Below are 22275 nucleotides of genomic sequence, written 5' to 3' on the forward strand. Positions count from 1 at the left end.
TCGGTACCGCGTTGGAGCATGCCTTTTTAGAGCATGCCTCTTTAGAACATGCCTTCGAACGGGTTCCAGCTGGTGTTGCCCTTCACCTGTTCCAGGTAATAGGCGTAGTTGGTGCTGGAGGCGACCAGGAAGTTCATTGCGATGAACAGTGCGCGGGCCACGATGTCCGGCAGCACCAGGCTGACGGCAACCAGCACGATGTTGATGCCGATCACCACCAGCGCCTTGCGCCACATGCCCAGGATGAACAGGTAGATCGCGCCGAAGAAGAAGGCGAAGAAGTTGAGGTTGACCTTCAGCCGGTCGCCGAAGGACAGGGCCTTCCAGGCCTGCTTGAAATCCGGCTCCTTGGGGGCGCCGTGCTGCTGGAAGAAGTTGAAGCGGAACTGCCACTTCTGGCTGAAGCGGGAAAGATCGACTGCATTCACGGAGGGGGACTTCCCTGTAAGAAAACGTTTTCATGATAAATGCGTCGCATTCAGCCAGCCAGCCCCGCGCGTCAAAAATGTGACGTCGCACCATCCTGGGGCTTGCGTCACGGCGCCGCACCGTCACCCACCCGCCTTCTTTTTAGGATAGGGTGCGCAGTTCCGCTGCCCCCCGGCCTTTGGCCCCCGGCGGTGGCGGGATGTCCATGGAGGTTGCATGACCACACCTGTTACACCGGAAAACGCACCCGGGCCGGTGCTCCTGCCGACACCCGAAGTGGTGCAGGCACAACAACTGCTCGCCCGCCAGCAGCTGGCGGTGGCGATGGACCGTGCACGCACGGCTGCCACCCGCGATGCGGCAGCGCCCGAGGCGATCTTGCCCAGGTAGGGTTGGCACGCTCCTGCGCGCATCATGGGTCGCCACCCAAGGGTGGCGTCTGCCAGGACAGCGGCCGCCACGTTCCGCAATCAAGAATCGTTATCATTTTGTTCGATCCAGCGTCCGCGCTGCCTGACTGCGCGCGGGTCTGGCGCTGCCCGCTGTCGCCTGCTGATGGCTGAATGGGGGAAATTCCCGGCGTAAACCTTCGCGCCCGGCTTACATTTGCCCCCATAGACTGAGCCGCATTTTCGATTCCGCCCCGTTGGAGATCGTGTGGGTTCCGGTAGTGACAGACATCGACTGCGCGGCGTGAAGCCGTTGCAGACAGGACAAGTGCGGGCGCCGGGAAAGCGCGCCGGGAACCTTGGTGCATGCAGCCCGGCCGGGATGGCCGGCCGTGCGGCCTGGGCGGAGTGATGGTGATGGAAGCTCACATCGCGCAGGCGGGGCCGGGCAACCCCGAGCTGGACGCCGGCTGGGCACTGCTGCCGCCGGAAGCGCCGCTGACCATGCCCGAGCAGACCCTGCGCGAGGGCAAGCTCAAGGTTCCTCGTCACCGCACCTCGCCGCGCATGATCAAGCTGCGCCGCCTGTATCTGTTCGGTGGTACGGCGGCGATGACCGCCGTGGCCACGCGGATGATGTGGCGGGTGCTGTCCACCAACGGGATCAGTGTGCTCGAGGCCTGCCTGCTGGTGCTGTTCGTCGGTCTGTTCGCCTGGATCGCGCTGTCCTTCGCCAGCGCCGTGGCCGGCTTCCTGACCGCCGTGTTCGACCGTGGCTACCGCTTGGGCATTGACCCGGACAAGCCGTTGCCGGTGGTGCACAGCCGCACCGCGCTGCTGATGCCCACCTACAACGAAGACCCGCGCCGGCTGCTGGCCGGCCTGCGCGCGATCTATGAGTCGGTGGCGGCCACCGGCCAGCTGGCGCGCTTCGATTTCTTCGTGCTCAGCGACACCCGCCGCGAGGACATCGCGCGCGCCGAGGAACAGGTCTTCAATGAACTGCGCGGGCTGGTGCCCGATGGCCAGGTGCGCCTGTTCTATCGCCGCCGCAGCGACAACAGCGCCCGCAAGGCCGGCAATATTGCCGACTGGGTACGCCGTTTCGGTGGCGCCTACCCGCAGATGTTGATCCTGGACGCCGACAGCCTGATGACCGGCGACAGCATCGTGCGCCTGGTGGCCGGCATGGAACACAACGCCGATGTGGGCCTGATCCAGACCCTGCCGTCGGTGATCGGTGGCCGCACGCTGTTCGCACGCATGCAGCAGTTCGGTGGCCGCGTGTACGGCCCGGTGATCGCCCGTGGCGTGGCCTGGTGGCATGGTGCCGAGAGCAACTACTGGGGCCACAACGCCATCATCCGTACCCGTGCCTTCGCCGACCACGCCGGCCTGCCGGCGCTGCCGGGGCGCAAGCCGTTCGGCGGCCACGTGCTCAGCCACGATTTCGTCGAAGCTGCGCTGATGCGCCGCGGTGGCTGGGCCGCGCACATGGTGCCTTACCTGGGCGGCAGCTACGAGGAAGGCCCGCCGACCCTGACCGACATGCTGGTGCGCGACCGCCGCTGGTGCCAGGGCAACCTGCAGCACGGCAAGGTGGTGGGCAGCCGCGGCCTGCACTGGATCAGCCGCGTGCACATGCTGATCGGCATCGGCCATTACTTCACCGCGCCGATGTGGGGCATGTTGATGCTGATCGGCATCGCCATCCCTCTGTTCCAGGAAGGCATCGATTTCAACGCCCTGCTGCATCTGTCGCCCAGCGTCTACTGGCGTGCGCAGGACGAAGAGCAGGTGGTGCGGCTGTTCGGCGCCACCATGGCCGTGCTGCTGCTGCCCAAGGTGCTGGGCTACCTGGCCATGCTGCTGGACCCGGTGGATCGTCGTGGCTGCGGTGGCGCGTTCCGCGCGTTCGTGTCGATGCTGGTGGAAACCGTGCTGGCGGCGCTGATGGCGCCGGTGGTGATGTACGTGCAGTCGCGTGGCGTGGCCGAAGTGCTGTCCGGCCGCGATTCGGGCTGGGACGCGCAGCAGCGCGACGATGGCGGCATTTCCTGGATGGCGCTGGTGCGTGGCTACGGTGGCCTGGGCGTGTTCGGTGCCTTCATGGGCATGCTGGCCTGGGCGGTGTCGCCGTCGCTGGCCGCCTGGATGGCACCGGTGGTGATCGGCATGGTGTTGGCCATTCCGGTGGTCGCGCTCACCTCCTCGCGCGGACCCGGTGCCTTCCTGCACCGCTGGGGGCTGCTGGACATTCCTGAGGAAAACACACCGCCGCCCGTTCTGGTGCGTGCCGCCGAACTGCGCCGCGAAGCCGCCGAGCAGCCGCCGCTGTACTGATCGCCCCATGGCGGCGGCATAATGCGGCTCGAACTTGAAGGAGCCGCATCATGCTGCAAACCGTGGAACAGGAAACCGGCGCCTCGCCGCAGTGGTCGGTGATCTGGCTGCATGGCCTGGGCGCCGATGGCCACGATTTCGCGCCGATCGTGCCCGAGCTGGTGCGGCCGCACTGGCCGGCGCTGCGCTTCGTGTTCCCGCACGCACCAGTGCGGCCGATCACGATCAACAACGGCGTGCCGATGCGCGGCTGGTACGACATCGTCGGCATGGATTTCCGCTCGCGCGCCGACATGGCCGGCGTGCGCGAATCGGTGGCGCAGCTGGATGCGCTGATCGCCCGCGAGATCGAGCGCGGCATCGCGGCCGACCACATCTTCCTGGCCGGCTTCTCGCAGGGCGGGGCGGTCATTCTCAGTGCTGCACTTGAGCGCACCGCCCCCCTGGCCGGACTGATCGCGCTGTCGACCTATCTGCCCGACGCGCAGGCGGCCACCCGCGCCGACGGTGCCGTGGACGTGCCGGTGTTCATGGCCCACGGCAGCAGCGATCCGGTAATTCCGCTGGCCGTGGCCGAACACAGCGCGCAGGTGCTGCGTGATCTGGGCCTGCAGATCCAGTGGCAGCGCTACCCGATGGCGCACCAGGTCTGCGCCGAGGAAATCCACGCCCTGGGCGATTGGCTGCAGGAACGGTTGGGCGTGGCCTGACCCATGGCCGCCAGCCCCAGCACCCCCTGGATGCCGGAACTGTGCCGCCTGCCGCGGCTGCTGGCGATGCTCGGCCTGGCCGAGCTGGTGGTGGTGGTGCTGGCACTGGCGCCTGATGGCAGCCGGCACTGGACGCTGGGCGAGCTGGCTTCGGCCAGCGGTTTCGCGATGTGGCTGGCGCTGGCGGTCACTGCCTGCCTGTGCCTGCTGCGGCAGGCACTGTCCCGCCTGCCCGAAGTGCTGGGGTCAGCCCTGGCCATTGGCCTTTCGGCCCTGATCGCGGTGGCCTGCGCCGGTATCATCCACGCCCTGTACGCGGTGCTGGGCGACAGCTTCACCCGCAGCATCAGCTTCTGGCGATTCACCCTGGGCAGCGCAGCGACCACCGCGCTGATCACCGCGCTGGCCCTGCGCTACTTCTACGTGAGCGACCGCTGGGCGGCGCAGGTGCAGGCCAATGCGCGTGCGCAGGCCGACGCACTGCAGGCGCGCATCCGCCCGCATTTTCTTTTCAACAGCATGAACCTGATCGCCAGCCTGCTGCATCGCGATCCGGCGGTGGCCGAACGCGCGGTGCTGGACCTGTCCGACCTGTTCCGTGCGGCGCTGGGAGCGGGCGAGGGGGATTCCACCCTGCAGGCCGAATGCGAGCTGGCCGAGCGCTATCTTTCGATCGAGTCGCTGCGCCTGGGCGATCGCCTGCAGGTGCGTTGGCAGCGCGACGAACCGCTGCCCTGGAATCTGCCGCTGCCGCGGCTGGTGCTGCAGCCGCTGGTGGAAAACGCCGTGCTGCATGGCATCTCGCGCCTGCCCGAAGGCGGCACCATCGAGTTGCTGTTGTCCTGCCACGGCAATGAGCTGCAGATCACAGTTCGCAATCCGGCCCCCGATCCGCAGGCGCCGGGACTGGCGCTGGCACGCGGCGCCGGCCATGCACAGCACAGCATCGGCCACCGCCTGGCCTGGCGCTTCGGCCGTGCCGCGCGGATGACGGCCGGCTGGAGCGAGGGCTACTATGCCTGTCAGGTGACAGTGCCGATCCAGTGAGGGAATGATCGTGAGGGTAGTCATCGCCGATGACGAACCGCTGGCACGCGAGCGCCTGCGCAGCCTGCTGGCCGCGCAGGAAGGCATCGACGTGGTGGCCGAAGCCGGCAACGGCGAACAGGCCCTGCACGCGTGCGCGGAACTGCAGCCGGACCTGGTCCTGCTGGATATCGCCATGCCCGGCCTGGACGGCCTGGAGGCTGCCCGCCACCTGGCCAGTTTCGAACCGCGCCCGGCGGTAGTGTTCTGCACCGCCTACGATGCGCACGCGCTGTCGGCGTTCGAAGCCGCCGCGATCGACTACCTGATGAAGCCGGTACGCGCCGAACGCCTGGCTGCGGCCATTGCCCGCGCACGCACCTTCCTGGCCGGTCGTGGCGCACCGCCGCCGCACAATGGCGGCCAGGCCCGCAGCATGCTGTGCGCACGCCTGCGTGGCAGCCTGCGGCTGATTCCGCTGGATGACATCCATTACCTGCAGGCCGAGGAAAAGTACGTGGTGGTGCACCACGCACGCGGCGAAGACCTGATCGAAGAGTCGCTGAAGTCGCTGGAAGAGGAATTCGCCAGCCGCTTCGTGCGCATCCACCGCAACTGCCTGGTCGCCCGCCACGAACTGGTGGAGCTGCGGCGTGGCGCCGGCGGCCAGGTGCAGGCGGTATTGCGGCATGGCAAGCAGCCGCTGGAAGTGAGCCGCCGGTGCGTGGCGACGCTGAAGCAGGAATTGCGGCATCTGTGAGGTTCCGCGCGGCCTGCGGCCGCGACTGCTTACAGATCAACATCAAGAGCAACGGAAACTGCAACGGTGGTTGGTCGGCTCGTTGTTTTTACGTGCTGGGTCGGGCCGGGGTGGGGTGGCGGGACACGCCGTAAACCCATCCTTGGGGGCTCGTAGGCGCCTTGCTCGTGTGCGCTGTCCTGCGCCCACGGCAAGACCGGGGTTGGGCGTCCTGCCCAACCCGCCCGAGGCATGCCTCGGGCCCATGGCGCCTGCGGTCCCGCCACCCCACCCCGGCCCGACCCTCTCGTTTTCCCTGCGTCGGACGGCAAGAGCAGAGCATTGTTGTTATCGGGTGGGGGAAGAGGGGTCAGATCCCTTTTCCTGCGGAAAAGGGATCTGACCCCGGAAGCCGCCGGCTGTTGCCTTTGCTTCTGCTCTTTTCTTTTGATCTTCCGTGGCTGGCGCGCAGGGAAACTGTCAAAGGCCGGGCGGGTTGGGTTCGCGGGACCGCAGGCGCCATGGATGGCGCCTACGAGCCTTATCTGATGGAGATCTGGCAGCTTAGGTGTCGAGAGCCGGCGTGGGCCGCCGTGCAAGCCTGGATCTCGACGATCGCCATGGAGCTTGGCGCCCACGCCGGAATCTCCCTTGATCCGCCCGAACAGTTGCTGGAGCTGACACTCGCAGTGATAAGACTGGGCAAGCGGGGGAGCTCTCGACCCTTCCAGACTATACGGAGTCCGGTGATGAACGGGATCGGGATTGATGTCAGCAAGCGCCAGCTGGATGTCGGCACGACCGACGGAGAGACCCTGCAGGTCAGCAACAGCCGCTCCGGCTTTTCTGAATTGGATACATGGTTGAAGAGACACGCGGCCAGCCAGATCGTGCTGGAAGCCACCGGTGGCTATGAGCAGCCGGTGCTGGATTTCCTGCACAAGGCCGGTCATCCGGTGGTCCGCGCCAACGCGTTTCGGGCCCGGAAGTTCGCTCAGGGGATGGGCCAGACGGCCAAGACTGATCGGCTGGATGCCTACGCGTTGGCACAGATGGCAGCCCTGGTGAAGCTGCACTCCTATCAGCCGTTGGAGCCTTGGCAACAGAGAATGCGGGAGTTCGTGCGGGCACGTCGGCAGGCGATGGAGGCATTGACCATCGCCCGCCAGCAGCAGGAAATGGTGAGTGATCGTGAGCTTCGTCGCCTGCTGCAGGCCAACATCATCCGGCAGCAGACGCTGGTGGAACGTCTGGGCAAGCAGATTGCCGAGCAGGTTGGTCAGCAGCCGCAACTGAAGATACTGAAGTCGATGAAGGGCGTAGGGCCGGCCCTGCAGGCCGTACTGGCCAGCTATCTGCCCGAACTGGGCAGGATCAGTGGCAAGCGCATCGCCAGCCTGGTCGGGGTGGCCCCGATGTCCCACGACAGCGGCACGATGCGAGGAAAACGAAGTATCAAGGGCGGTAGAGCAGAAATCCGCCAGGTGCTCTACATGGCGGCGATGTCGGCCATGCGCCATGAGCCTCGATTGAGGGATTTCTATCAGTCACTACGGGCCCGCGGCAAGGAAGGCAAAGTGGCCATCGTGGCGGTGATGCGGAAGATGCTGGTGATCCTCAACGCCCGCGTGCGAGACGCTGAAAGCGGAACGATCCCCGCCTGAAGCCAGCTTGCGCGTACGTTTACAGGCTGCCGGCCAGCGGCCGGCACTACCGTGCGCGTCTGCCGGAGGGGCCTGAGCCCCTCCAACAACACAGTTGCTCCATGGACGGATTCACGGCGTCCCCCGCTAACCCACCCCGCTCGGCCAAGCACGCCTTCCAACCGCAACCCGCACCCGCCACGAGGGGCTCCGCCGTTGGCCGTATCCCGCCGATAGGCGCGATAATGTCCGGATGGAAACCGTCCGCATCGCCACCCGCAAGAGCCCGCTCGCCCTCTGGCAGAGCGAACACGTCGCCGACCGCCTGCGCCAGGCCCATCCCGGCCTGCATGTGGAACTGGTGCCGATGAGCACCCGCGGCGATGAGGTGCTCGACCGCTCGCTGGCTGCCATTGGTGGCAAGGGCCTGTTCCTGAAGGAACTGGAGCTGGCCATGCTGCGCGGTGATGCCGATTGCGCGGTGCATTCGCTGAAGGATGTGCCGATGGAACTGGATGCGCCGTTCGCGCTGCCGGCCATGCTGACCCGCCACGATCCGGCCGATGGCTTCGTTTCCAACCTGTACGCCTCGCTGGATGCGCTGCCCATCGGTGCGCGGGTGGGTACCTCCTCGCTGCGCCGCCAGGCCCAGCTGCGCGCGCTGCGCCCGGACCTGCACCTGCTGGACCTGCGCGGCAACGTCAACACGCGCCTGGCCAAGCTCGACAACGGTGGCTACGACGCCATCGTGCTGGCCGTGGCCGGGCTGGAGCGGCTGGGCCTGGGCAATCGCATCGTGGCGCGCCTGCAGCCGCCGCAGTGGCTGCCGGCACCGGCGCAGGGCGCGGTGGCGGTGGAATGTGATGGCGGCAATGCAGCGCTGATGGCCCTGTTCGCTGGCCTGGACGATGCCGCCACGCGTGCCTGCGTGGAAGCCGAGCGGGCGATGAACCGTGCGCTGCATGGCAGCTGCCACGTGCCGGTGGCGGCCATCGCGCAGTGGCAGGGTGAGGATCTGCATCTGCAGGGCCTGGTCGGCAGCGCCAGCGATGGCCGCGCGGTGCGCGCCGAAGCCGTCGGCCCGGCCGGTAATCCGGAAGCGCTGGGCCAGCAGGTCGCGAAGATGCTGCTGGATGACGGCGCAGGCGAGCTGCTGAACGCCTGAACTGCGCCGTTGTGGAGTCGAGCATGGCTCGACCTCGCTTTTGTAGAGTCGAGCCATGCTCGACTGCATGGCCAACAGCAGTCGAGCATGGCTCGACTCTACAAAAGAAGACGGGCGCCCTCGGCGCCCGTTCTGCTTATTTGAACTTGTAGACCACGTTCATCGTGGTCAGGGTGTCGGTCTTGCGCTTGTCGTCGGCCACGTCGCTGTTGTAACGCGCCTGCCAGCCGGCCTTCAGCGCCAGATGCTCGTTCATGCTCACCGATACACCGAAGTCGTTCTGGCCGAAGGTGTTGTACGAACCCGATTCGACCAGCAGGGTGTTGATCAGGTCGGTGTTGTCGGTCAGCGAATACTTCAGGTCGAACTGGCCCTGGCCGATCAGGCCGGTGCGGGTGCGGTCATCTTCGGTGCTGTGGGTGCGGCTGACACCCGGGCCCAGCAGTGCGTCGAAGGAGAACCGGTCGGTGTTGAACAGGCGGGTACCGTAGCCCAGGCCGAACGAGCTGCGGCGGTCGTAGGTGGCGAAGTCGTCGCGCTCGAAACGCACCTTGGCAAACAGCTGGCGGTGCTCACCCAGCTGCAGCGCGCTGCCGGCACTGCCGGTGTAGCGGTTGGCGGTGGTGTTGTTGCGACGGGTGGTGGTGCCGTCGTCATTGGTTTCGACCACCTTGGAACTGGAGCGCAGGCCGAACAGGTCCATGCTGTGCACCCAGTCGCCATCGGTATACAGCAGGCGCAGGCGGCCGTTGAAGCTTTCGGTGCTGCTGTTGCCGCGCGCCGAGGCGAAGCCCAGTTCGCCGCCGCTGCCGCTCCATGGTGAGGTCATTGCCGCCAGTTCGGAAGCATCCTGCGCATACGCCAGCGGTGCGCACAGCAGCAGGGGGACCAACAGGGACACGCGCAGGGACATCGAGGCTTCTCCGAAGCGGTTAACAACCCGTGATGATACTGGAAGCGCCATGACCGTCAGAATCTGCCCGGGCCGGCGCTTCAGCAGGCGTTGTCGCCACCGCCCATTCAGGGTCGATCGATACGCAGCGTGGGGTCGTTGAAGCGGGAGTAGCGCAGGCGCAGCTGATAGCTGCGGCCATTGGCGCTGCCATTGCGCACGACCTGCCGCGGCAGGCCCTGGTCGTCCACCCAGTACTCCAGGCGCTCGCCGGTCGCGCCGCGCAGGCGGTAGTGGTGGGTGTCCACGCCGTCCACCGTCTGGCGGCCCAGATCTTCGGCCTGCAGGGCCGAAGCGTCGGCACCCTCGGGGAGCGGGCTGCGCCATTGGTCCATCAGCCCGGGCGGGGTCGGCAACTGGCGGATCGCGCCCTGGGCCTGCAGGAACATGGTGTCGCCGATGATCGTCTGCGTTCCGGCCGGGGTCTGCAGCCGGACGCGGTCCGGGGCGACGAAGTCCATGGCGCTGTGCACCGGCTGCTCTGCGCCCAGCACATCCAGTTCGGCGTGGAAGCTGTGCAGGGCGGTCAGGCGCTGGCCGGCATCCAGTACGGCCTGGGCCGGATCGGCTGCCGGAACCGGCGTGGGCGGTGGGGCCAGCGCAGGCGACGCCTGGCCGCTGGGCGCGGCCGCCGGGGCAGGGGCCGGGGCGCGGCCGCACGCCGCCAACAGCAGGCAGGCCAACAGGCAGCCAGGCAAAGACGGGGCAGGCAAGCGGCGCATCGGGTGCTCCGTGGGGCAGGGGGCGACCACGATAGCCCAAAGCCCCCACACAACGCCCGCGACTCGGACATAATCGGGGGTATGGACCGATACGAACGCATCACCGCCCTGCATCGTCTGCTCAAGTCCGCACGCTATCCGGTGACGGTGGCGACCCTGCAGGACAAGCTCGGTTGCTCCCGCGCCACTGTCTACCGCGATCTGGCCTTCCTGCGCGATGCGCTGATGGCCCCGATCGAGGGCGACGGCGAGGCCGGCTTCCGTTATCAAGCCGACGAGAGCGACCGCTTCGAGCTGCCCGGCCTGTGGCTCAGCTCCGAAGAGCTGCACGCCCTGCTGGCCTCGCAGCACCTGCTGGCGCGCACCGGCGGCGGCGTGCTGTCCTCGGTGCTGGCTCCGCTGCAGCAGCGCATCGAAAGCCTGCTGGCGGCCCAGGCCGGTGTCTCCAGCTGGCCGGTGGACCGGGTGCGGGTCATTCCGCACCGTGGCCGCAAGTTCGATGAGGGCAGCTTCCGCACCGTTGCTTCGGCGGTGCTGGAGCGCAAGCAGCTGGCGTTCGAATACCGCGCCCGCTCGACCGACGAACCCACGCGCCGCACCGTCTCGCCGCAGCGCCTGACCCATTACCGCGACAACTGGTACCTGGATGCCTGGGACCACGACCGCGAGGCCCTGCGCAGCTTCGCCGTGGATCGCATCCACAAGGCGCGGGTGGTCGACAACAGTGCCCGCGACGTGGCCGACAACGAGCTGGACGAACAGCTGGGCGCCAGCTACGGCATCTTCTCCGGGGCGCCCAAGGGCTGGGCGACCATCCTGTTCAGTGCCAAGGCCGCGCGCTGGGTGGCCGATGAACATTGGCATTCCAAGCAGCAGGGCCGTTTCCTGCCCGATGGCCGCTACGAACTGAAGCTGCCCTACAGCGTGTCGCGCGAACTGCTGATGGACGTGCTGCACTACGGTTCCGATGCCGAGATCGTCGAGCCGGTGATGCTGCGCGAGCAGGCCAAGGCGCTGCTGGGCCTGGCGCTGACCAACTACGAAAACTCCTGATCCTCCCCCCGAGAGACCCTTTGCCCCCATGAAGAAGACCCTGTTGCTGCCCCTGTTCGCCGCTGCGCTGGCCCTGACCGCCTGCGGCAAGTCCGGCGAACCCTCGCAGAAGCTGGTGGTGGCCGCCACGGCCGTGCCGCATGCCGAGATCCTCGAGGTGGTCAAGCCGATCCTCAAGCAGGAAGGCGTGGATCTGGACGTGCGCGTGTTCAACGACTACGTGCAGCCCAACGACCAGCTGGTGCAGAAGCAGGTGGATGCCAACTACTTCCAGACCGAACCGTACCTGGATGCCTACAACCGCGACCGCAAGACCGACCTGACCAAGGTGATCGGCGTGCACATCGAGCCTTTCGGTGCGTACTCGCGCAAGGTCAAGTCGCTGGCCGAACTGCGTGAAGGCGCCGACGTGGTCATTCCCAACGACCCCAGCAACAACAGCCGCGCGCTGATCCTGCTGCACAAGGCCGGTGTGATCGAGCTGAAGGACCCGAGCAACGCCCTGTCGACCCAGCGCGACATCATCGCCAACCCGAAGAACCTGAAGTTCCGCGAGCTGGATTCGGCCATGCTGCCGCGCGTGCTGGACCAGGTCGACCTGGCCCTGATCAACACCAACTACGCGCTCGATGCCGGCCTGAACCCGACCCAGGATGCACTGGCGATCGAGAGCAAGGATTCGCCGTACGTGAACTTCCTGGTGGCGCGCCCGGACAACAAGGACGACGCCCGCGTGCAGAAGCTGGCCAAGGCGCTGACCAGCCCGCAGGTGAAGGCCTTCATCGAGACCAAGTACAAGGGCGCGGTGCTGCCGGCGTTCTGACCTTCGGGCGCCGCTGCGTTGTCATGTAGAGCCGAGCCCATGCTCGGCTCTGCTTTTTACGGCGTGCCGCCAACAGCAGCCGAGCATGGCTCGGCTCTACAGTTTCAGTCGACGTGGAAGGCCAGGGTGGCGGCCACGGCCTGCTGCCAGCCGGCGTACAGCTTCTCGCGCCGTGCCACGTCCATCCGTGGCTCGAAGCGCCGGTCCAGGCCCCACTGCGCGGCGATCTGTTCGCGGCTTTCCCAGAACCCCACCGCCAGCCCGGCCAGATAGGCCGCCCCCAGCGCCGTGGTTTCGGTCAGCCGTGGCCGCAGCAGCGGCACGCCCAGGATGTCGGCCTGGAACCCGGCCAGGAAGTCGTTGCCGATCGCACCGCCGTCGGCGCGCAGTTCGCTCAGGGCAATGCCCGCATCGGACTGCATCGCATCCAGCACATCGCGGGTCTGGTAGGCCATCGCCTCCAGCGCGGCACGGACGAAGTGCGCCTTGCTGGTGCCACGGGTCAGGCCGAACATCGCCCCGCGCACATCGCTGCGCCAGTAGGGGGCGCCCAGGCCGACGAAGGCCGGCACCAGATAGGCGCCGCCGCTGTCTTCCACCTTTGCCGCCAGCGCCTGGCTGTCACTGGCGCGGTCGATCATGCGCAGCTCGTCGCGCAGCCACTGCACCACCGAGCCGGCGATGAAGATCGAGCCCTCCAGTGCATATTCCACGCGGCCGCCCACGCCCCAGGCGATAGTGGTCAGCAGGCCATTGCGTGAACGCACGGCCTGCGTGCCGGTATGCATCAGCATGAAACAGCCGGTGCCGTAGGTGTTCTTGACCATGCCGGGCTGGAAGCACGCCTGGCCGAACAATGCGGCCTGCTGGTCGCCGGCGATGCCGGCGATGGGAATCGGATGGTCGAAGAAGAACTGCGGCCGGGTGTGGGCATACACCGCGCTGGAATCGCGCACGCTGGGCAGCATCGCGCGCGGGATGTCCAGCAGCGCCAGCAGGTCGTCATCCCAGTCCAGGGTGTGGATGTTGAACAGCAGGGTGCGCGCGGCGTTGCTGTAGTCGGTCACATGCGCCTGGCCGCCGCTCAGGTTCCACACCAGCCAGCTGTCGATGGTGCCGAACAGCAGTTCGCCGCGCTCGGCGCGCTGCTGCGCACCCTCCACGTGGTCCAGGATCCAGCGCACCTTGGTGGCCGAGAAGTACGCATCGATCAGCAGGCCGGTGCGCTCGCGGATCAGCGCTTCGTGGCCGTCGCAGCGCAGTCGCTCGCAGATCGCCTGGCTCTGCCGCGATTGCCAGACGATGGCGTTGTGGATGGGCTGGCCGGTGGCACGGTCCCAGACCACGGTGGTTTCGCGCTGGTTGGTGATGCCCAGTGCGGCGATGTGCCGCGGGTCGATCTGCTCGCGGCTGAGCAGTTCGGTCAGGGTGGCGTAGACGCTGGTGAGGATCTCGCGCGGATCGTGTTCCACCCAGCCCGGTTGCGGGAACAGTTGGCTGAACTCGCGCTGCGCGCTGCCGACGATGTTGCCGCCGCGGTCGAACAGGATCGCGCGCGAGCTGGTGGTGCCCTGGTCGATGGCCAGCACGTAGCGGGGCGTCATGGGGCGTCTCCGGTGGCGACGGGGTTGGTGGGGTCGAGCTTGCTCGACTGCATTTCGTGCCGGTCGAGCAGGCTCGACTCTACCGTTTCTCCATCCACGCCTGCAGCCGCGCGACCTGACCCGTGTCCAGCCGCAGCCCCAGCTTGCTGCGCCGCCACAGCACGTCCTCGGCCGTCTGCGCCCATTCGTGCTGCTGCAGCCAGGCCACCTCGCGCGCATGCAGGCCGGCACCGAAGTCTTCGCCCAGATCGTCCATGCCGTCTGCGCATTCCAGCAGCGCGGCACTGCCGCTGCCGTAGGCTTCGGCCCAGCGCCGGGCCAGGGCCGCAGGCAGCCATGGCGCCAGGGACTGCAGCCGTGCCTGGGCCTGCCCGGCATCGCCCCAGTCACTGCCGGGCAGGGCATCGCCGCCAGCCGTCCAGGCCGGGCCCATGCCTGGCAGGTGGGGGCGCAGCAGGTCCAGCGCTTCCTCGGCCAGCACCCGGTAGGTGGTCAGCTTGCCGCCCAGTACGTGCACGGCCGGCGCACCGTCGTCCTGCAGCTGCAGCCGGTAGTCGCGGCTCAGCTTCGCCGCCTGCGGATCAGGATCGGCCAGCAGCGGGCGCACACCGGCGAACTGCCAGACCACCTGGGCCGGGCTGACCGGCTCGCGCAGGTAGCGGTTGGCCGCCGCGCACAGGTAGTCGATTTCCGATGGCAGCACGCTGCAGCGCGCCGGGTCGCCGCGATAGTCGGTATCGGTGGTTCCCACCAGCAGGTGGTCGTGGGCGAAGGGCAGCAGGAATACCACCCGTCCGTCGGGTTGCTGCAGCAGGCAGGCGCTGTCGTCGGGCCAGCGGCGGCGCAGCACGATGTGGCTGCCCTGCACCAGACGCAGGGCAGGGCCACTGCCGCGGGCCTGCACGCGCTCGAGCAGGCCGCCGGCCCATGGCCCGGCGGCGTTGACCAGCGCACGGGCCTGCACGGCATGTGTCTGGCCATCGGCCGTCTGCAGTGTGGCCCGCCAGTGCCCGTGTGCTCGCTGCAGGTCCACGCAGCGCGTGGCGGTACGGATCAGCGCACCCCGGCGGGCGGCATCCACGGCGTTCAGCACCACCAGCCGGGCATCGTCCACCTGCGCATCGGCGTAGCTGAAGGCCTGCTGCAGGTGCGGGGCCAGCAGCGGCCCCAGCGGGTCGGTGGCCAGCCGCAGCGAACGCGAAGCCGGGAAGGCGGGCCCGCGCCGGCCCAGATGGTCGTACAGCCACAGGCCCAGGCGCAGCATCCAGCGGGGGCGCAGGTGCGGCTCCCAGGGCAGTACGAAGCGCAGCGGGCGGACCAGGAACGGCGCCTGGCGGCGCACGGTTTCGCGCTCGCCCAGGGCTTTGCGGACCAGGCCGAATTCGCCGTGTTCCAGGTAGCGCAGGCCGCCGTGGATCAACTTGCTGCTGGCGCTGGAGGTATGTGCGGCCAGGTCGTGCTGTTCGCACAGCAGCACGCGCAGGCCGCGGCCGCTGGCATCGCGCGCGATACCCGCGCCGTTGATGCCGCCGCCGATCACCAGCAGGTCGTATTCGTGCATGGCGTCCCCCCCAACCGTCGGTAGAGTCGAGCTTGCTCGACTGCCCTGAAAAGCAGTCGAGCAAGCTCGACTCTACAGAAGGCAGTCGAGCATGGCTCGACTCTACAAAACAACGACGGGCCCCGCAGGGCCCGTCGTTTCAACACGGTGGAGCAGGCAACCGCTTAGAAGCGGGCACCGATACCGAAGCCCACGGTCCACGGGTCCAGCTTGGCTTCGCCCACCTTCTGGCCGGCAACCTTCAAGTCCGGGCGCGAGTGCATGTAGCGGGCATCGGCGCGGGCGAACCAGGTGGAGTTGATGTTCATGTCCACGCCAACCGTACCGATGGCACCCTTGGCATCCTTCAGGCGGATGTCATCGCCGCCGGCGAAGTTCTCATTGCTGAAGGCCGACTGGAAGTAACCCACGCCCACGAACGGTCGGAACACGTTGTCGGCCTGGCCGAAGTGGTACTGGCCGCTCAGCGCGACCGGCTGCTGCTCGACACTGCCCAGGCGGGCATTGCCCGGACCCTTCACGCGGTGGTCGAACTTGTCGGCAGCGCCCCACAGTTCAACGGCCCAGTTGTCGTTGACGTAGTAGCTGAAGCTGACGGTCGGCGCCGGGCCGCCATCAACCTTCTTGATGCCGTCGATGGGATCATTCTTCGGCTGCAGCAGCGACACGCCGCCAACCACGGCAAAATGCTTGCCCGAGGCGGTGTCGGTGCTGCTGCCGTCCTGCGCGAAGGCAGCAGGTGCGAAGGCAGCGGAGGTCAGCAGGGCAAGGCTGAGGATACGGATGGAGCGCATGGGGGGAATCTCCTGTCGTTTCTTGTTTTGGGCCCCCGGTTGCGGGGCGAGCTCACCGTAGTCGCCTCAACATGAATCGAATCCGACGCGCGTTAAAAATTAGTTCTCCTTGTTCAGCAGGCAGCGCGGAAACGCTGTTTTCATGGGCTTTTCGTCGTATGCCGACATTCATGCTGTTGGAGATGCCGTGAGTATCGATTCGTTGTGCATCGGCCTGCCCGCGCAGGTGAATGCGAATTGCAGGGTGTTGCTGCTGGGCTCGATGCCGGGCGTTGCATCGCTGCAGGAGCAGCAGTACTACGCACACCCGCGCAATCGTTTCTGGCCCCTGCTGGGTGACCTGTGTGGTTTCGATCCCGGCCTGCCCTATGCGGCACGGCTGCGCGCGCTGGGCGATGCCGGCGTTGGCCTGTGGGATGTGATCGGCCAGTGCCAGCGGCGCGGCAGCCTGGATGCCGACATCGTGCGCGGATCGGAGGTCGCCAATGCGCTGCCTGCACTTATCGCCGGTCTGCCGGCGCTACGCCTGGTGGCCTGCAACGGTGGCGCGGCGTGGCAGGCGCTGCAGCGCTGGGTTGTACCGGATCTGGCGGCAGCGCCGGCGCTGCTCGCACTGCCGTCCACCAGCCCGGCCAATGCCGCGTGGTCCCTGCCGCGGCTGCGCCAGGCCTGGCAGCCGGTGGCCGACGCACTGGCGACATGAAGCGGACATCAGCGGGACAATACGCTACCCACTGGAAGTGCCTGCAGGCCCGTGGCAACAGCGTGTCCCGGCAGCGTGCGTACTGAAAACAGCTGTAACGGTTGGCGCTGGACCCCGCTGGCCGCACAATAGACGTTTCCCTACACCAGATTGCCGGAGTTATCCCCATGGCCGAAATCAAGGAAGCACTTGTCCCCGATATCGGTGACTACAGCGATATCCCGGTAATCGAGGTGCTTGTCGCCGTCGGCGACACGGTCAAGAAGGACCAGGGCCTGGTGACGCTGGAAAGCGACAAGGCGACCATGGAAGTACCGTCCTCGGTGGCTGGCGTGGTCAAGGAACTCAAGGTCAAGGTCGGCGACAACCTGTCCGAGGGCAAGGTCGTGGCGCTGATCGAAGTGGCCGAAGGCGAAGCCGCCACGCCGGCCGCTGCTGCCCCGGCACCGGCCAAGGCCGCCGCCCCGGCCGCCGCCACCCAGAGCGCTCCGGCCCCGGCCGCTGCAGCGCCGGCCGCTCCGGCCGCCAGCGGCGGTGCCGTGGAAGCCCTGGTGCCGGACATCGGCGATTACACCGACATCCCGGTCATCGAAGTGCTGGTCGCCGTGGGCGACACGGTCAAGAAGGACCAGGGCCTGGTCACGCTGGAAAGCGACAAGGCCACCATGGAAGTACCGTCCTCGGTCGCTGGCGTGGTCAAGGAACTGAAGGTCAAGGTCGGCGACAACCTGTCGCAGGGTGCCGTGGTTGCCATCATCGAGGCCGAGGGCGCTGCTGCGCCGGCCCCGACCAAGGCCGCTGCTGCCGCCGCCCCGGCCGCTGCCGAGACCGCCACCAAGGTCGAGCCGGTCGCCGTTCCGGCGCAGCCGGACAAGCTGGCTGCCCGCGAGATCGCCTCGGCCGGTACCCCGGCCAGCCCGCCGGTGCAGTTCAACGCCGATGGCGTGCTGCCGGCCAAGGTGCCGTACGCCACCCCGGCCGTGCGCGTGTTCGCCCGCGAACTGGGCGTGGACCTGCTGCAGATCAGCGGCACCGAAAAGGGCGGCCGCATCACCAAGGGTGACGTGCAGAAGTTCGTCAAGGCCGCACTCAGCGGTGGCGTGCCGGCCGCTGCCGGTGCTGCCGTCGCCGCCGGCGGTGGCCTGAACCTGCTGCCGTGGCCGAAGGTCGACTTCAGCAAGTTCGGCGAAACCGAAGTGCAGCCGCTGTCGCGCATCAAGAAGATTTCCGGTGCGAACCTGGCCCGCAACTGGGCGATGATCCCGCACGTCACCCAGTTCGAGCAGGCCGACATCACCGACCTGGAAGGCCTGCGCGTGGCGCTGAACAAGGAGAACGAGAAGGCCGGCATCAAGCTGACCATGCTCGCCTTCCTGATCAAGGCCAGTGCCGCGGCGCTGAAGAAGTTCCCGGAATTCAACGCCTCGCTCGATGCCAGCGGTGAAAACCTGACCCTGAAGAAGTACTTCCACATCGGCTTCGCCGCCGATACGCCGAACGGCCTGGTCGTGCCGGTCATCCGCGACGTGGACAAGAAGGGCGTGGTGCAGATCGCGCAGGAAACCACCGAGCTGGCCAAGAAGGCCCGCGACGGCAAGCTGGGCCCGGCCGACATGAGCGGCGGCTGCTTCTCGATCAGCTCGCTGGGTGGCATCGGTGGCACCGCGTTCACCCCGATCGTCAATGCACCGGAAGTGGCCATCCTGGGCGTGTCCAAGTCCGCCATCCAGCCGGTCTGGAACGGCAAGGAATTCGCACCGAAGCTGATGCTGCCGTTGTCGCTGAGCTACGACCACCGCGTCATCGATGGCGCCTTGGCCGCACGCTTCACCACGTACCTGTCGCAGGTACTGGCCGACATGCGCCGCGTGCTGCTGTAAGGCACCGCTTCGCCCCCCACCGTGCGGCCGCAGCCCCTGGCGCGGCCGCGTGAACAGATGCAGTGACAGCCCGCCGGCCACGCCGGCCGGGCACGAGGAAAACCACCATGGCCACGATTGAAGTCAAGGTTCCCGACATCGGCGATTACAGCGATGTGCCGGTGATCGAAGTATTGGTCGCCGTCGGCGATACGGTGAAGAAGGACCAGGGTCTGGTGACCCTGGAATCGGACAAGGCCACCCTGGAAGTGCCGTCCTCGGCCGCCGGCGTGGTCAAGGAAATCAGGGTCAAGCTGGGTGACACCCTCTCCGAAGGCGCCGTGGTCGTGGTGCTGGACGCTGAAGGTGCCGCTGAAGCCCCGGCCAAGGCCGCTGCGCCGGCCCCGGCGGCCCCGGCGGCAGCCGCCCCGGCCAGCAAGCCGCCGGTGACCCCGTCGCACCGCGCCCCGGCCGAGCCGGCGGCACCGAAGCCGGCGCTGTCCAGCGGCAAGCCGGCCGACATCGAATGCGAAATGGTCGTGCTGGGCTCGGGCCCGGGCGGCTACACCGCTGCCTTCCGCGCTGCCGACGTCGGCCTGGACACCGTGCTGGTCGAGCGTTACGCCAGCCTCGGCGGCGTCTGCCTCAACGTGGGCTGCATTCCGTCCAAGGCCCTGCTGCACGCCGCAGCGGTCATCGACGAAGTGGCCCATGCCGGTGATTTCGGCGTCGAATTCGGCAAGCCGACTATCACCCTGGACAAGCTGCGCCAGTACAAGGAAAAGGTCGTCAACCAGCTGACCAAGGGCCTGGCCGGCATGGCCAAGCAGCGCAAGGTCCGCAGCGTGCAGGGCGTCGGCAAGTTCGTGTCGGCCAATGAACTGGAAATCACCGCGGCTGACGGCAGCACCCAGCTGCTGCGTTTCCAGAAGTGCATCATCGCCGCCGGTTCGCAGGCGGTGAAGCTGCCGAACTTCCCGTGGGACGACAAGCGCGTAATGGATTCCACCGACGCGCTGGAGCTGGCCGAAGTGCCGGGCTCGCTGCTGGTCGTCGGCGGCGGCATCATCGGCCTGGAAATGGCCACCGTGTATGGCGCGCTGGGCAGCAAGGTTACCGTGGTCGAGTTCATGGACCAGCTGATGCCGGGCGCCGACAAGGATCTGGTCAAGCCGCTGGCCGACCGCCTGAAGAAGCAGGGCATCGACGTCCACCTGAAGACCAAGGCGTCGGGCGTCACCGCCGATGCCAAGGGCATCACCGTGACCTTCGAAGCCGCCGAGGAAGGCCAGACGCCGGCCCTGGCGCAGGGCACCTTCGACCGCGTGCTGGTGGCCGTGGGCCGCTCGCCGAACGGCAGGAAGATCGATGCCGAGAAGGCCGGCGTGCAGGTCACCGATCGCGGCTTCATTCCGGTCGACCGGCAGATGCGCACCAACGTGCCGCACATCTTTGCCATCGGCGACATCGTCGGCAACCCGATGCTGGCCCACAAAGCCACGCACGAGGGCAAGCTGGCAGCCGAAGTGGCTGCCGGGCACAAGAAGGAGTGGGTGGCCCGCGTGATTCCGTCGGTGGCCTACACCAACCCGGAAATCGCCTGGGTCGGTGTCACCGAGACCGAAGCCAAGGCCAAGGGCCTGAAGGTTGGCGTGGCCAAGTTCCCGTGGGCCGCCAGCGGCCGCGCGATCGGCATCGGTCGTACCGAGGGCTTCACCAAGCTGATCTTCGACGAAGAGACCCACCGCATCATCGGTGGTGCCATCGTCGGTGTGCACGCCGGTGACCTGCTGGCCGAAATCGGCCTGGCCATCGAAATGGGTGCCGAAGCCGAAGACATCGGCCACACCATCCATGCCCACCCGACGCTGAGCGAGTCGGTGGCGATGGCCTCGGAAATCTACGACGGCACCATCACCGATCTGTACATGCCGAAGAAGAAATAACGCGCCTGCGCGTTGCACACGAAAAACCCGGCGAAAGCCGGGTTTTTTTGTGCCCGCAGCACGCGTGGCGGAACGAAAAACGCGGCGCCGGTTGCCCGGGCGCCGCGTTGGAGAGAGTGCGCGGAAACGCTTAGAAGCTGACGCTGATACCGGCCACCGGGCCCTTGAATTCCTGCTTCAGGCCGATGGTACCGTCGCTGCCCTTCTGGTCCACGTCCAGCTTGAACCAGTCGTAGCCGGCGAACACGCCGAAGTTGTCGGTGAAGCGGTAATCGACGATGGCATTGGCGCGGCTCAGGTCGCCCTTGTAGTCGTCGAAGCTGCCCCAGCGGGTATTCAGGTACTGGCCCTGCAGGGTGATCATCCACTTTTCCGACGGGGTGAAGCTCAGTCGTGCGCCGACCACCGGCGCCACGCCATCGGCCTTCTCGTCCAGGAAGCGGCCTTCGTACACGGTGCCCAGATCGGCGTAGCCCTTGGTGCTGACCTTGGCGTATTCGGCACCCAGCTGCAGGCCCAGATCGAACTTCTCGGTGTCCACCACCGAGTAGTCGTACACCAGGCTGGCCACCTGGTACTTCAGCTCGCCCTTGACGAAGCTGCCGGCCGGCACGTTCACATCACCGAAGGTGATGTCCTGGCCCAGCGTCTCGCGGCGGTCCTTGTCGTACTTGAAGTAGTTGAACAGCAGGCGCTGGCGGTTGCTGATGCGGAACATGCCGTCGATGCGCGGCTCCCATTCCTTGCCACCCAGCTTGAAGTCCTCGGAGAAGCCGACATCCTGGCCGGCGACGTTGGTCTGGCCGCGCAGGGTGTTGTCCGAATCGATGTTCATCGCACCCAGGCGCAGGGCGAAGCGGTCATCGCCATCGGCGGCGTGGGCGGCCGTGGCGAACGAGGCGCCAGCGGCGATCAGCGACAGGGCGAGCAGGGTGGGTACGGAGCGCATCGAGGAGTCCTTGCAGTGGTTCATTCGGGATGAAGGCCACTGTGCCGGACGCGCTCGTCCACCATGCGTGAAAGTATGGTCCACGCGATGTGGACGGTTCAGCGCTGTCACGCCCCTGAAAAGAACGCGCCCCCGAAGAGAAGGCCCCGCGAAAAGAAGATGGCCCCGGAGCGGACTACGGGGCCATCCTGGGACCTGCGGGGCGAAGCGTCGACGAGGTTGCTGCAGGCAGGTCGACAGGTAGGACCCGGCCCATCCGGGAAAGTTCCGCAGCCTGCGACCAAAGTTGAATGCGCTGCGCTGCAACATCATGCGGACGCCATTGTCCCCCCGGTGGTACGTAAAAATCCTGCCGATTCGGCAACTTGCGGCTCCCGGGATGAACAGGCACAGGTTGTCTCGCAAATTGTCCCATTGCTATAATTTGGCGGCTCGATGAGGCACCCCTGCTGTAGCGGCCTCAGTCATCCACTTGTAACCACGCGGGACGTCCTGTGCTGAACTCCGTTGAAACGGGTCGGCGACTGATGCTGCGCGCCGCGGTCTACCCGCTGGCCGCAGTGGCTGTCCTGGCTCTGGCCTTCCTTCTGGCAGGGCCGAAGTACGCCCTCGGCGCCCTGCTTTCCGGTGTCGCGGTTTCCGCCGGTGGCTGGGTGGCGGCACGGATGGCGCTGGGTGGGGGGGCTCTGGCCGCGGGATCGGCCATGGCACGCCTGATCATCGCCATCGTGGCGAAGTGGGCAGTCGTTTTCGGCGTCCTGCTGGCGGGGTTCCTGGTCTTCAAGCTGCCTGCATTGGCGCTGCTGGCCGGTATCTTCGTCGGACTGACGTTCCAGGTCCTGGCTCTGGCCAGGCGTTGACAGAA

20 protein-coding genes are annotated in these 22275 nt (G+C 67.0%); 13 read left to right on the top strand and 7 right to left on the bottom strand.

Annotated elements, in window-relative coordinates; translation table 11 throughout:
- Positions 1 to 41: 41 nt before the first annotated feature.
- A complete protein-coding gene (locus tag ACM2ZB_RS18000; protein ID WP_416056460.1) occupies positions 42 to 428 on the bottom strand; it encodes a DUF2628 domain-containing protein in 387 nt (128 codons plus the stop codon).
- A 217-nt stretch (positions 429 to 645) separates the two neighbouring features.
- Between ACM2ZB_RS18000 and ACM2ZB_RS18005 the strand changes: the two genes are divergently transcribed.
- The 7 genes from ACM2ZB_RS18005 to hemC all read left to right on the top strand — a co-directional run bounded on the left by ACM2ZB_RS18005 (position 646) and on the right by hemC (position 8444).
- On the top strand, positions 646 to 819 hold the full coding sequence (locus ACM2ZB_RS18005; RefSeq protein WP_313440620.1) for a hypothetical protein: 174 nt from the start codon (positions 646 to 648) through the stop codon (positions 817 to 819).
- Between the two features lie 410 nt (positions 820 to 1229).
- Positions 1230 to 3161 (top strand): glucans biosynthesis glucosyltransferase MdoH, encoded by a 1932-nt coding sequence (mdoH, locus tag ACM2ZB_RS18010; protein WP_416058577.1) that lies wholly within the window; start codon positions 1230 to 1232, stop codon positions 3159 to 3161.
- A gap of 50 nt (positions 3162 to 3211) precedes the next feature.
- Entirely contained in the window at positions 3212 to 3871 is a 660-nt protein-coding gene (locus ACM2ZB_RS18015; protein ID WP_416056461.1) for an alpha/beta hydrolase, read from the top strand.
- A 30-nt stretch (positions 3872 to 3901) separates the two neighbouring features.
- Positions 3902 to 4918 (top strand): sensor histidine kinase, encoded by a 1017-nt coding sequence (locus ACM2ZB_RS18020; protein WP_416058578.1) that lies wholly within the window; start codon positions 3902 to 3904, stop codon positions 4916 to 4918.
- Positions 4919 to 4922: 4 nt separating this feature from the next.
- A complete protein-coding gene (locus ACM2ZB_RS18025; protein WP_416056462.1) occupies positions 4923 to 5657 on the top strand; it encodes a LytR/AlgR family response regulator transcription factor in 735 nt (244 codons plus the stop codon).
- A 728-nt stretch (positions 5658 to 6385) separates the two neighbouring features.
- Positions 6386 to 7300, top strand: coding sequence for an IS110 family transposase (locus ACM2ZB_RS18030; protein WP_416058579.1), 915 nt, complete (start codon positions 6386 to 6388; stop codon positions 7298 to 7300).
- 232 nt (positions 7301 to 7532) lie between these two features.
- Positions 7533 to 8444 carry a hydroxymethylbilane synthase gene (hemC, locus tag ACM2ZB_RS18035; protein ID WP_416056463.1) on the top strand — a complete coding sequence of 304 codons (912 nt, stop codon included), beginning with the start codon at positions 7533 to 7535 and terminating at the stop codon, positions 8442 to 8444.
- A gap of 136 nt (positions 8445 to 8580) precedes the next feature.
- On the opposite strand, the gene ACM2ZB_RS18040 is transcribed toward hemC, so the two are convergent.
- Positions 8581 to 9357: a YdiY family protein gene (locus ACM2ZB_RS18040; protein ID WP_313440608.1), complete on the bottom strand. Its 777-nt coding sequence runs from the start codon at positions 9355 to 9357 to the stop codon at positions 8581 to 8583.
- A gap of 107 nt (positions 9358 to 9464) precedes the next feature.
- The gene (locus tag ACM2ZB_RS18045; protein ID WP_416056464.1) at positions 9465 to 10118 is read right to left on the bottom strand and encodes a hypothetical protein; all 654 of its coding nucleotides are present in this window, start codon (positions 10116 to 10118) and stop codon (positions 9465 to 9467) included.
- Between the two features lie 81 nt (positions 10119 to 10199).
- On the opposite strand from ACM2ZB_RS18045, the gene ACM2ZB_RS18050 reads away from it, so the two are divergent.
- Both ACM2ZB_RS18050 and ACM2ZB_RS18055 read left to right on the top strand, forming a co-directional pair.
- Positions 10200 to 11171 (top strand): YafY family protein, encoded by a 972-nt coding sequence (locus ACM2ZB_RS18050; RefSeq protein ID WP_313440604.1) that lies wholly within the window; start codon positions 10200 to 10202, stop codon positions 11169 to 11171.
- A 28-nt stretch (positions 11172 to 11199) separates the two neighbouring features.
- Positions 11200 to 11994: a MetQ/NlpA family ABC transporter substrate-binding protein gene (locus ACM2ZB_RS18055; protein ID WP_313440602.1), complete on the top strand. Its 795-nt coding sequence runs from the start codon at positions 11200 to 11202 to the stop codon at positions 11992 to 11994.
- A gap of 104 nt (positions 11995 to 12098) precedes the next feature.
- On the opposite strand, the gene glpK is transcribed toward ACM2ZB_RS18055, so the two are convergent.
- The 3 genes from glpK to ACM2ZB_RS18070 form a co-directional block, all read right to left on the bottom strand.
- A complete protein-coding gene (gene glpK, locus ACM2ZB_RS18060; RefSeq protein ID WP_416056465.1) occupies positions 12099 to 13598 on the bottom strand; it encodes a glycerol kinase GlpK in 1500 nt (499 codons plus the stop codon).
- Between the two features lie 79 nt (positions 13599 to 13677).
- Entirely contained in the window at positions 13678 to 15159 is a 1482-nt protein-coding gene (gene glpD, locus ACM2ZB_RS18065; RefSeq protein WP_416056466.1) for a glycerol-3-phosphate dehydrogenase, read from the bottom strand.
- Positions 15160 to 15323: 164 nt separating this feature from the next.
- Complete coding sequence (locus ACM2ZB_RS18070; RefSeq protein ID WP_313440597.1) at positions 15324 to 15953, bottom strand: OmpW/AlkL family protein; 630 nt, start codon at positions 15951 to 15953, stop codon at positions 15324 to 15326.
- Positions 15954 to 16140: 187 nt separating this feature from the next.
- Here ACM2ZB_RS18070 and ACM2ZB_RS18075 point away from each other — a divergent pair, with 187 nt between their 5' ends.
- The 3 genes from ACM2ZB_RS18075 (at position 16141) to lpdA (ending at position 20461) form a co-directional block, all read left to right on the top strand.
- Positions 16141 to 16656 carry a DNA-deoxyinosine glycosylase gene (locus ACM2ZB_RS18075; RefSeq protein ID WP_313440595.1) on the top strand — a complete coding sequence of 172 codons (516 nt, stop codon included), beginning with the start codon at positions 16141 to 16143 and terminating at the stop codon, positions 16654 to 16656.
- A gap of 167 nt (positions 16657 to 16823) precedes the next feature.
- On the top strand, positions 16824 to 18536 hold the full coding sequence (gene aceF, locus ACM2ZB_RS18080; protein WP_416056467.1) for a dihydrolipoyllysine-residue acetyltransferase: 1713 nt from the start codon (positions 16824 to 16826) through the stop codon (positions 18534 to 18536).
- Between the two features lie 107 nt (positions 18537 to 18643).
- On the top strand, positions 18644 to 20461 hold the full coding sequence (lpdA, locus tag ACM2ZB_RS18085) for a dihydrolipoyl dehydrogenase (protein WP_416056468.1): 1818 nt from the start codon (positions 18644 to 18646) through the stop codon (positions 20459 to 20461).
- Positions 20462 to 20591: 130 nt separating this feature from the next.
- On the opposite strand, the gene ACM2ZB_RS18090 is transcribed toward lpdA, so the two are convergent.
- Complete coding sequence (locus tag ACM2ZB_RS18090; protein ID WP_313440589.1) at positions 20592 to 21410, bottom strand: hypothetical protein; 819 nt, start codon at positions 21408 to 21410, stop codon at positions 20592 to 20594.
- Between the two features lie 527 nt (positions 21411 to 21937).
- Between ACM2ZB_RS18090 and ACM2ZB_RS18095 the strand changes: the two genes are divergently transcribed.
- Positions 21938 to 22270, top strand: a complete 333-nt coding sequence (locus ACM2ZB_RS18095; protein WP_313440587.1) for a hypothetical protein — start codon at positions 21938 to 21940, stop codon at positions 22268 to 22270.
- The last annotated feature ends 5 nt before the right edge of the window (positions 22271 to 22275 follow it).

This window comes from Stenotrophomonas maltophilia, from assembly GCF_047782825.1.
Taxonomy (GTDB): Bacteria; Pseudomonadota; Gammaproteobacteria; order Xanthomonadales; family Xanthomonadaceae; genus Stenotrophomonas.

Bases quoted from the DNA above. Each gene is read 5' to 3' on its own strand.
- ACM2ZB_RS18040 (WP_313440608.1), bottom strand. From the start codon at position 9,357: ATGTCCCTGCGCGTGTCCCTGTTGGTCCCCCTGCTGCTGTGCGCACCG.
- ACM2ZB_RS18020 (WP_416058578.1), top strand. From the start codon at position 3,902: ATGCCGGAACTGTGCCGCCTGCCGCGGCTGCTGGCGATGCTCGGCCTG.
- ACM2ZB_RS18030 (WP_416058579.1), top strand. From the start codon at position 6,386: ATGAACGGGATCGGGATTGATGTCAGCAAGCGCCAGCTGGATGTCGGC.
- ACM2ZB_RS18050 (WP_313440604.1), top strand. From the start codon at position 10,200: ATGGACCGATACGAACGCATCACCGCCCTGCATCGTCTGCTCAAGTCC.
- ACM2ZB_RS18055 (WP_313440602.1), top strand. From the start codon at position 11,200: ATGAAGAAGACCCTGTTGCTGCCCCTGTTCGCCGCTGCGCTGGCCCTG.
- glpD (WP_416056466.1), bottom strand. From the start codon at position 15,159: ATGCACGAATACGACCTGCTGGTGATCGGCGGCGGCATCAACGGCGCG.
- ACM2ZB_RS18015 (WP_416056461.1), top strand. From the start codon at position 3,212: ATGCTGCAAACCGTGGAACAGGAAACCGGCGCCTCGCCGCAGTGGTCG.
- lpdA (WP_416056468.1), top strand. From the start codon at position 18,644: ATGGCCACGATTGAAGTCAAGGTTCCCGACATCGGCGATTACAGCGAT.
- ACM2ZB_RS18090 (WP_313440589.1), bottom strand. From the start codon at position 21,410: ATGCGCTCCGTACCCACCCTGCTCGCCCTGTCGCTGATCGCCGCTGGC.
- ACM2ZB_RS18095 (WP_313440587.1), top strand. From the start codon at position 21,938: ATGCTGCGCGCCGCGGTCTACCCGCTGGCCGCAGTGGCTGTCCTGGCT.
- glpK (WP_416056465.1), bottom strand. From the start codon at position 13,598: ATGACGCCCCGCTACGTGCTGGCCATCGACCAGGGCACCACCAGCTCG.
- ACM2ZB_RS18045 (WP_416056464.1), bottom strand. From the start codon at position 10,118: ATGCGCCGCTTGCCTGCCCCGTCTTTGCCTGGCTGCCTGTTGGCCTGC.
- ACM2ZB_RS18025 (WP_416056462.1), top strand. From the start codon at position 4,923: ATGATCGTGAGGGTAGTCATCGCCGATGACGAACCGCTGGCACGCGAG.
- mdoH (WP_416058577.1), top strand. From the start codon at position 1,230: ATGGTGATGGAAGCTCACATCGCGCAGGCGGGGCCGGGCAACCCCGAG.
- hemC (WP_416056463.1), top strand. From the start codon at position 7,533: ATGGAAACCGTCCGCATCGCCACCCGCAAGAGCCCGCTCGCCCTCTGG.
- ACM2ZB_RS18070 (WP_313440597.1), bottom strand. From the start codon at position 15,953: ATGCGCTCCATCCGTATCCTCAGCCTTGCCCTGCTGACCTCCGCTGCC.
- ACM2ZB_RS18005 (WP_313440620.1), top strand. From the start codon at position 646: ATGACCACACCTGTTACACCGGAAAACGCACCCGGGCCGGTGCTCCTG.
- aceF (WP_416056467.1), top strand. From the start codon at position 16,824: ATGGCCGAAATCAAGGAAGCACTTGTCCCCGATATCGGTGACTACAGC.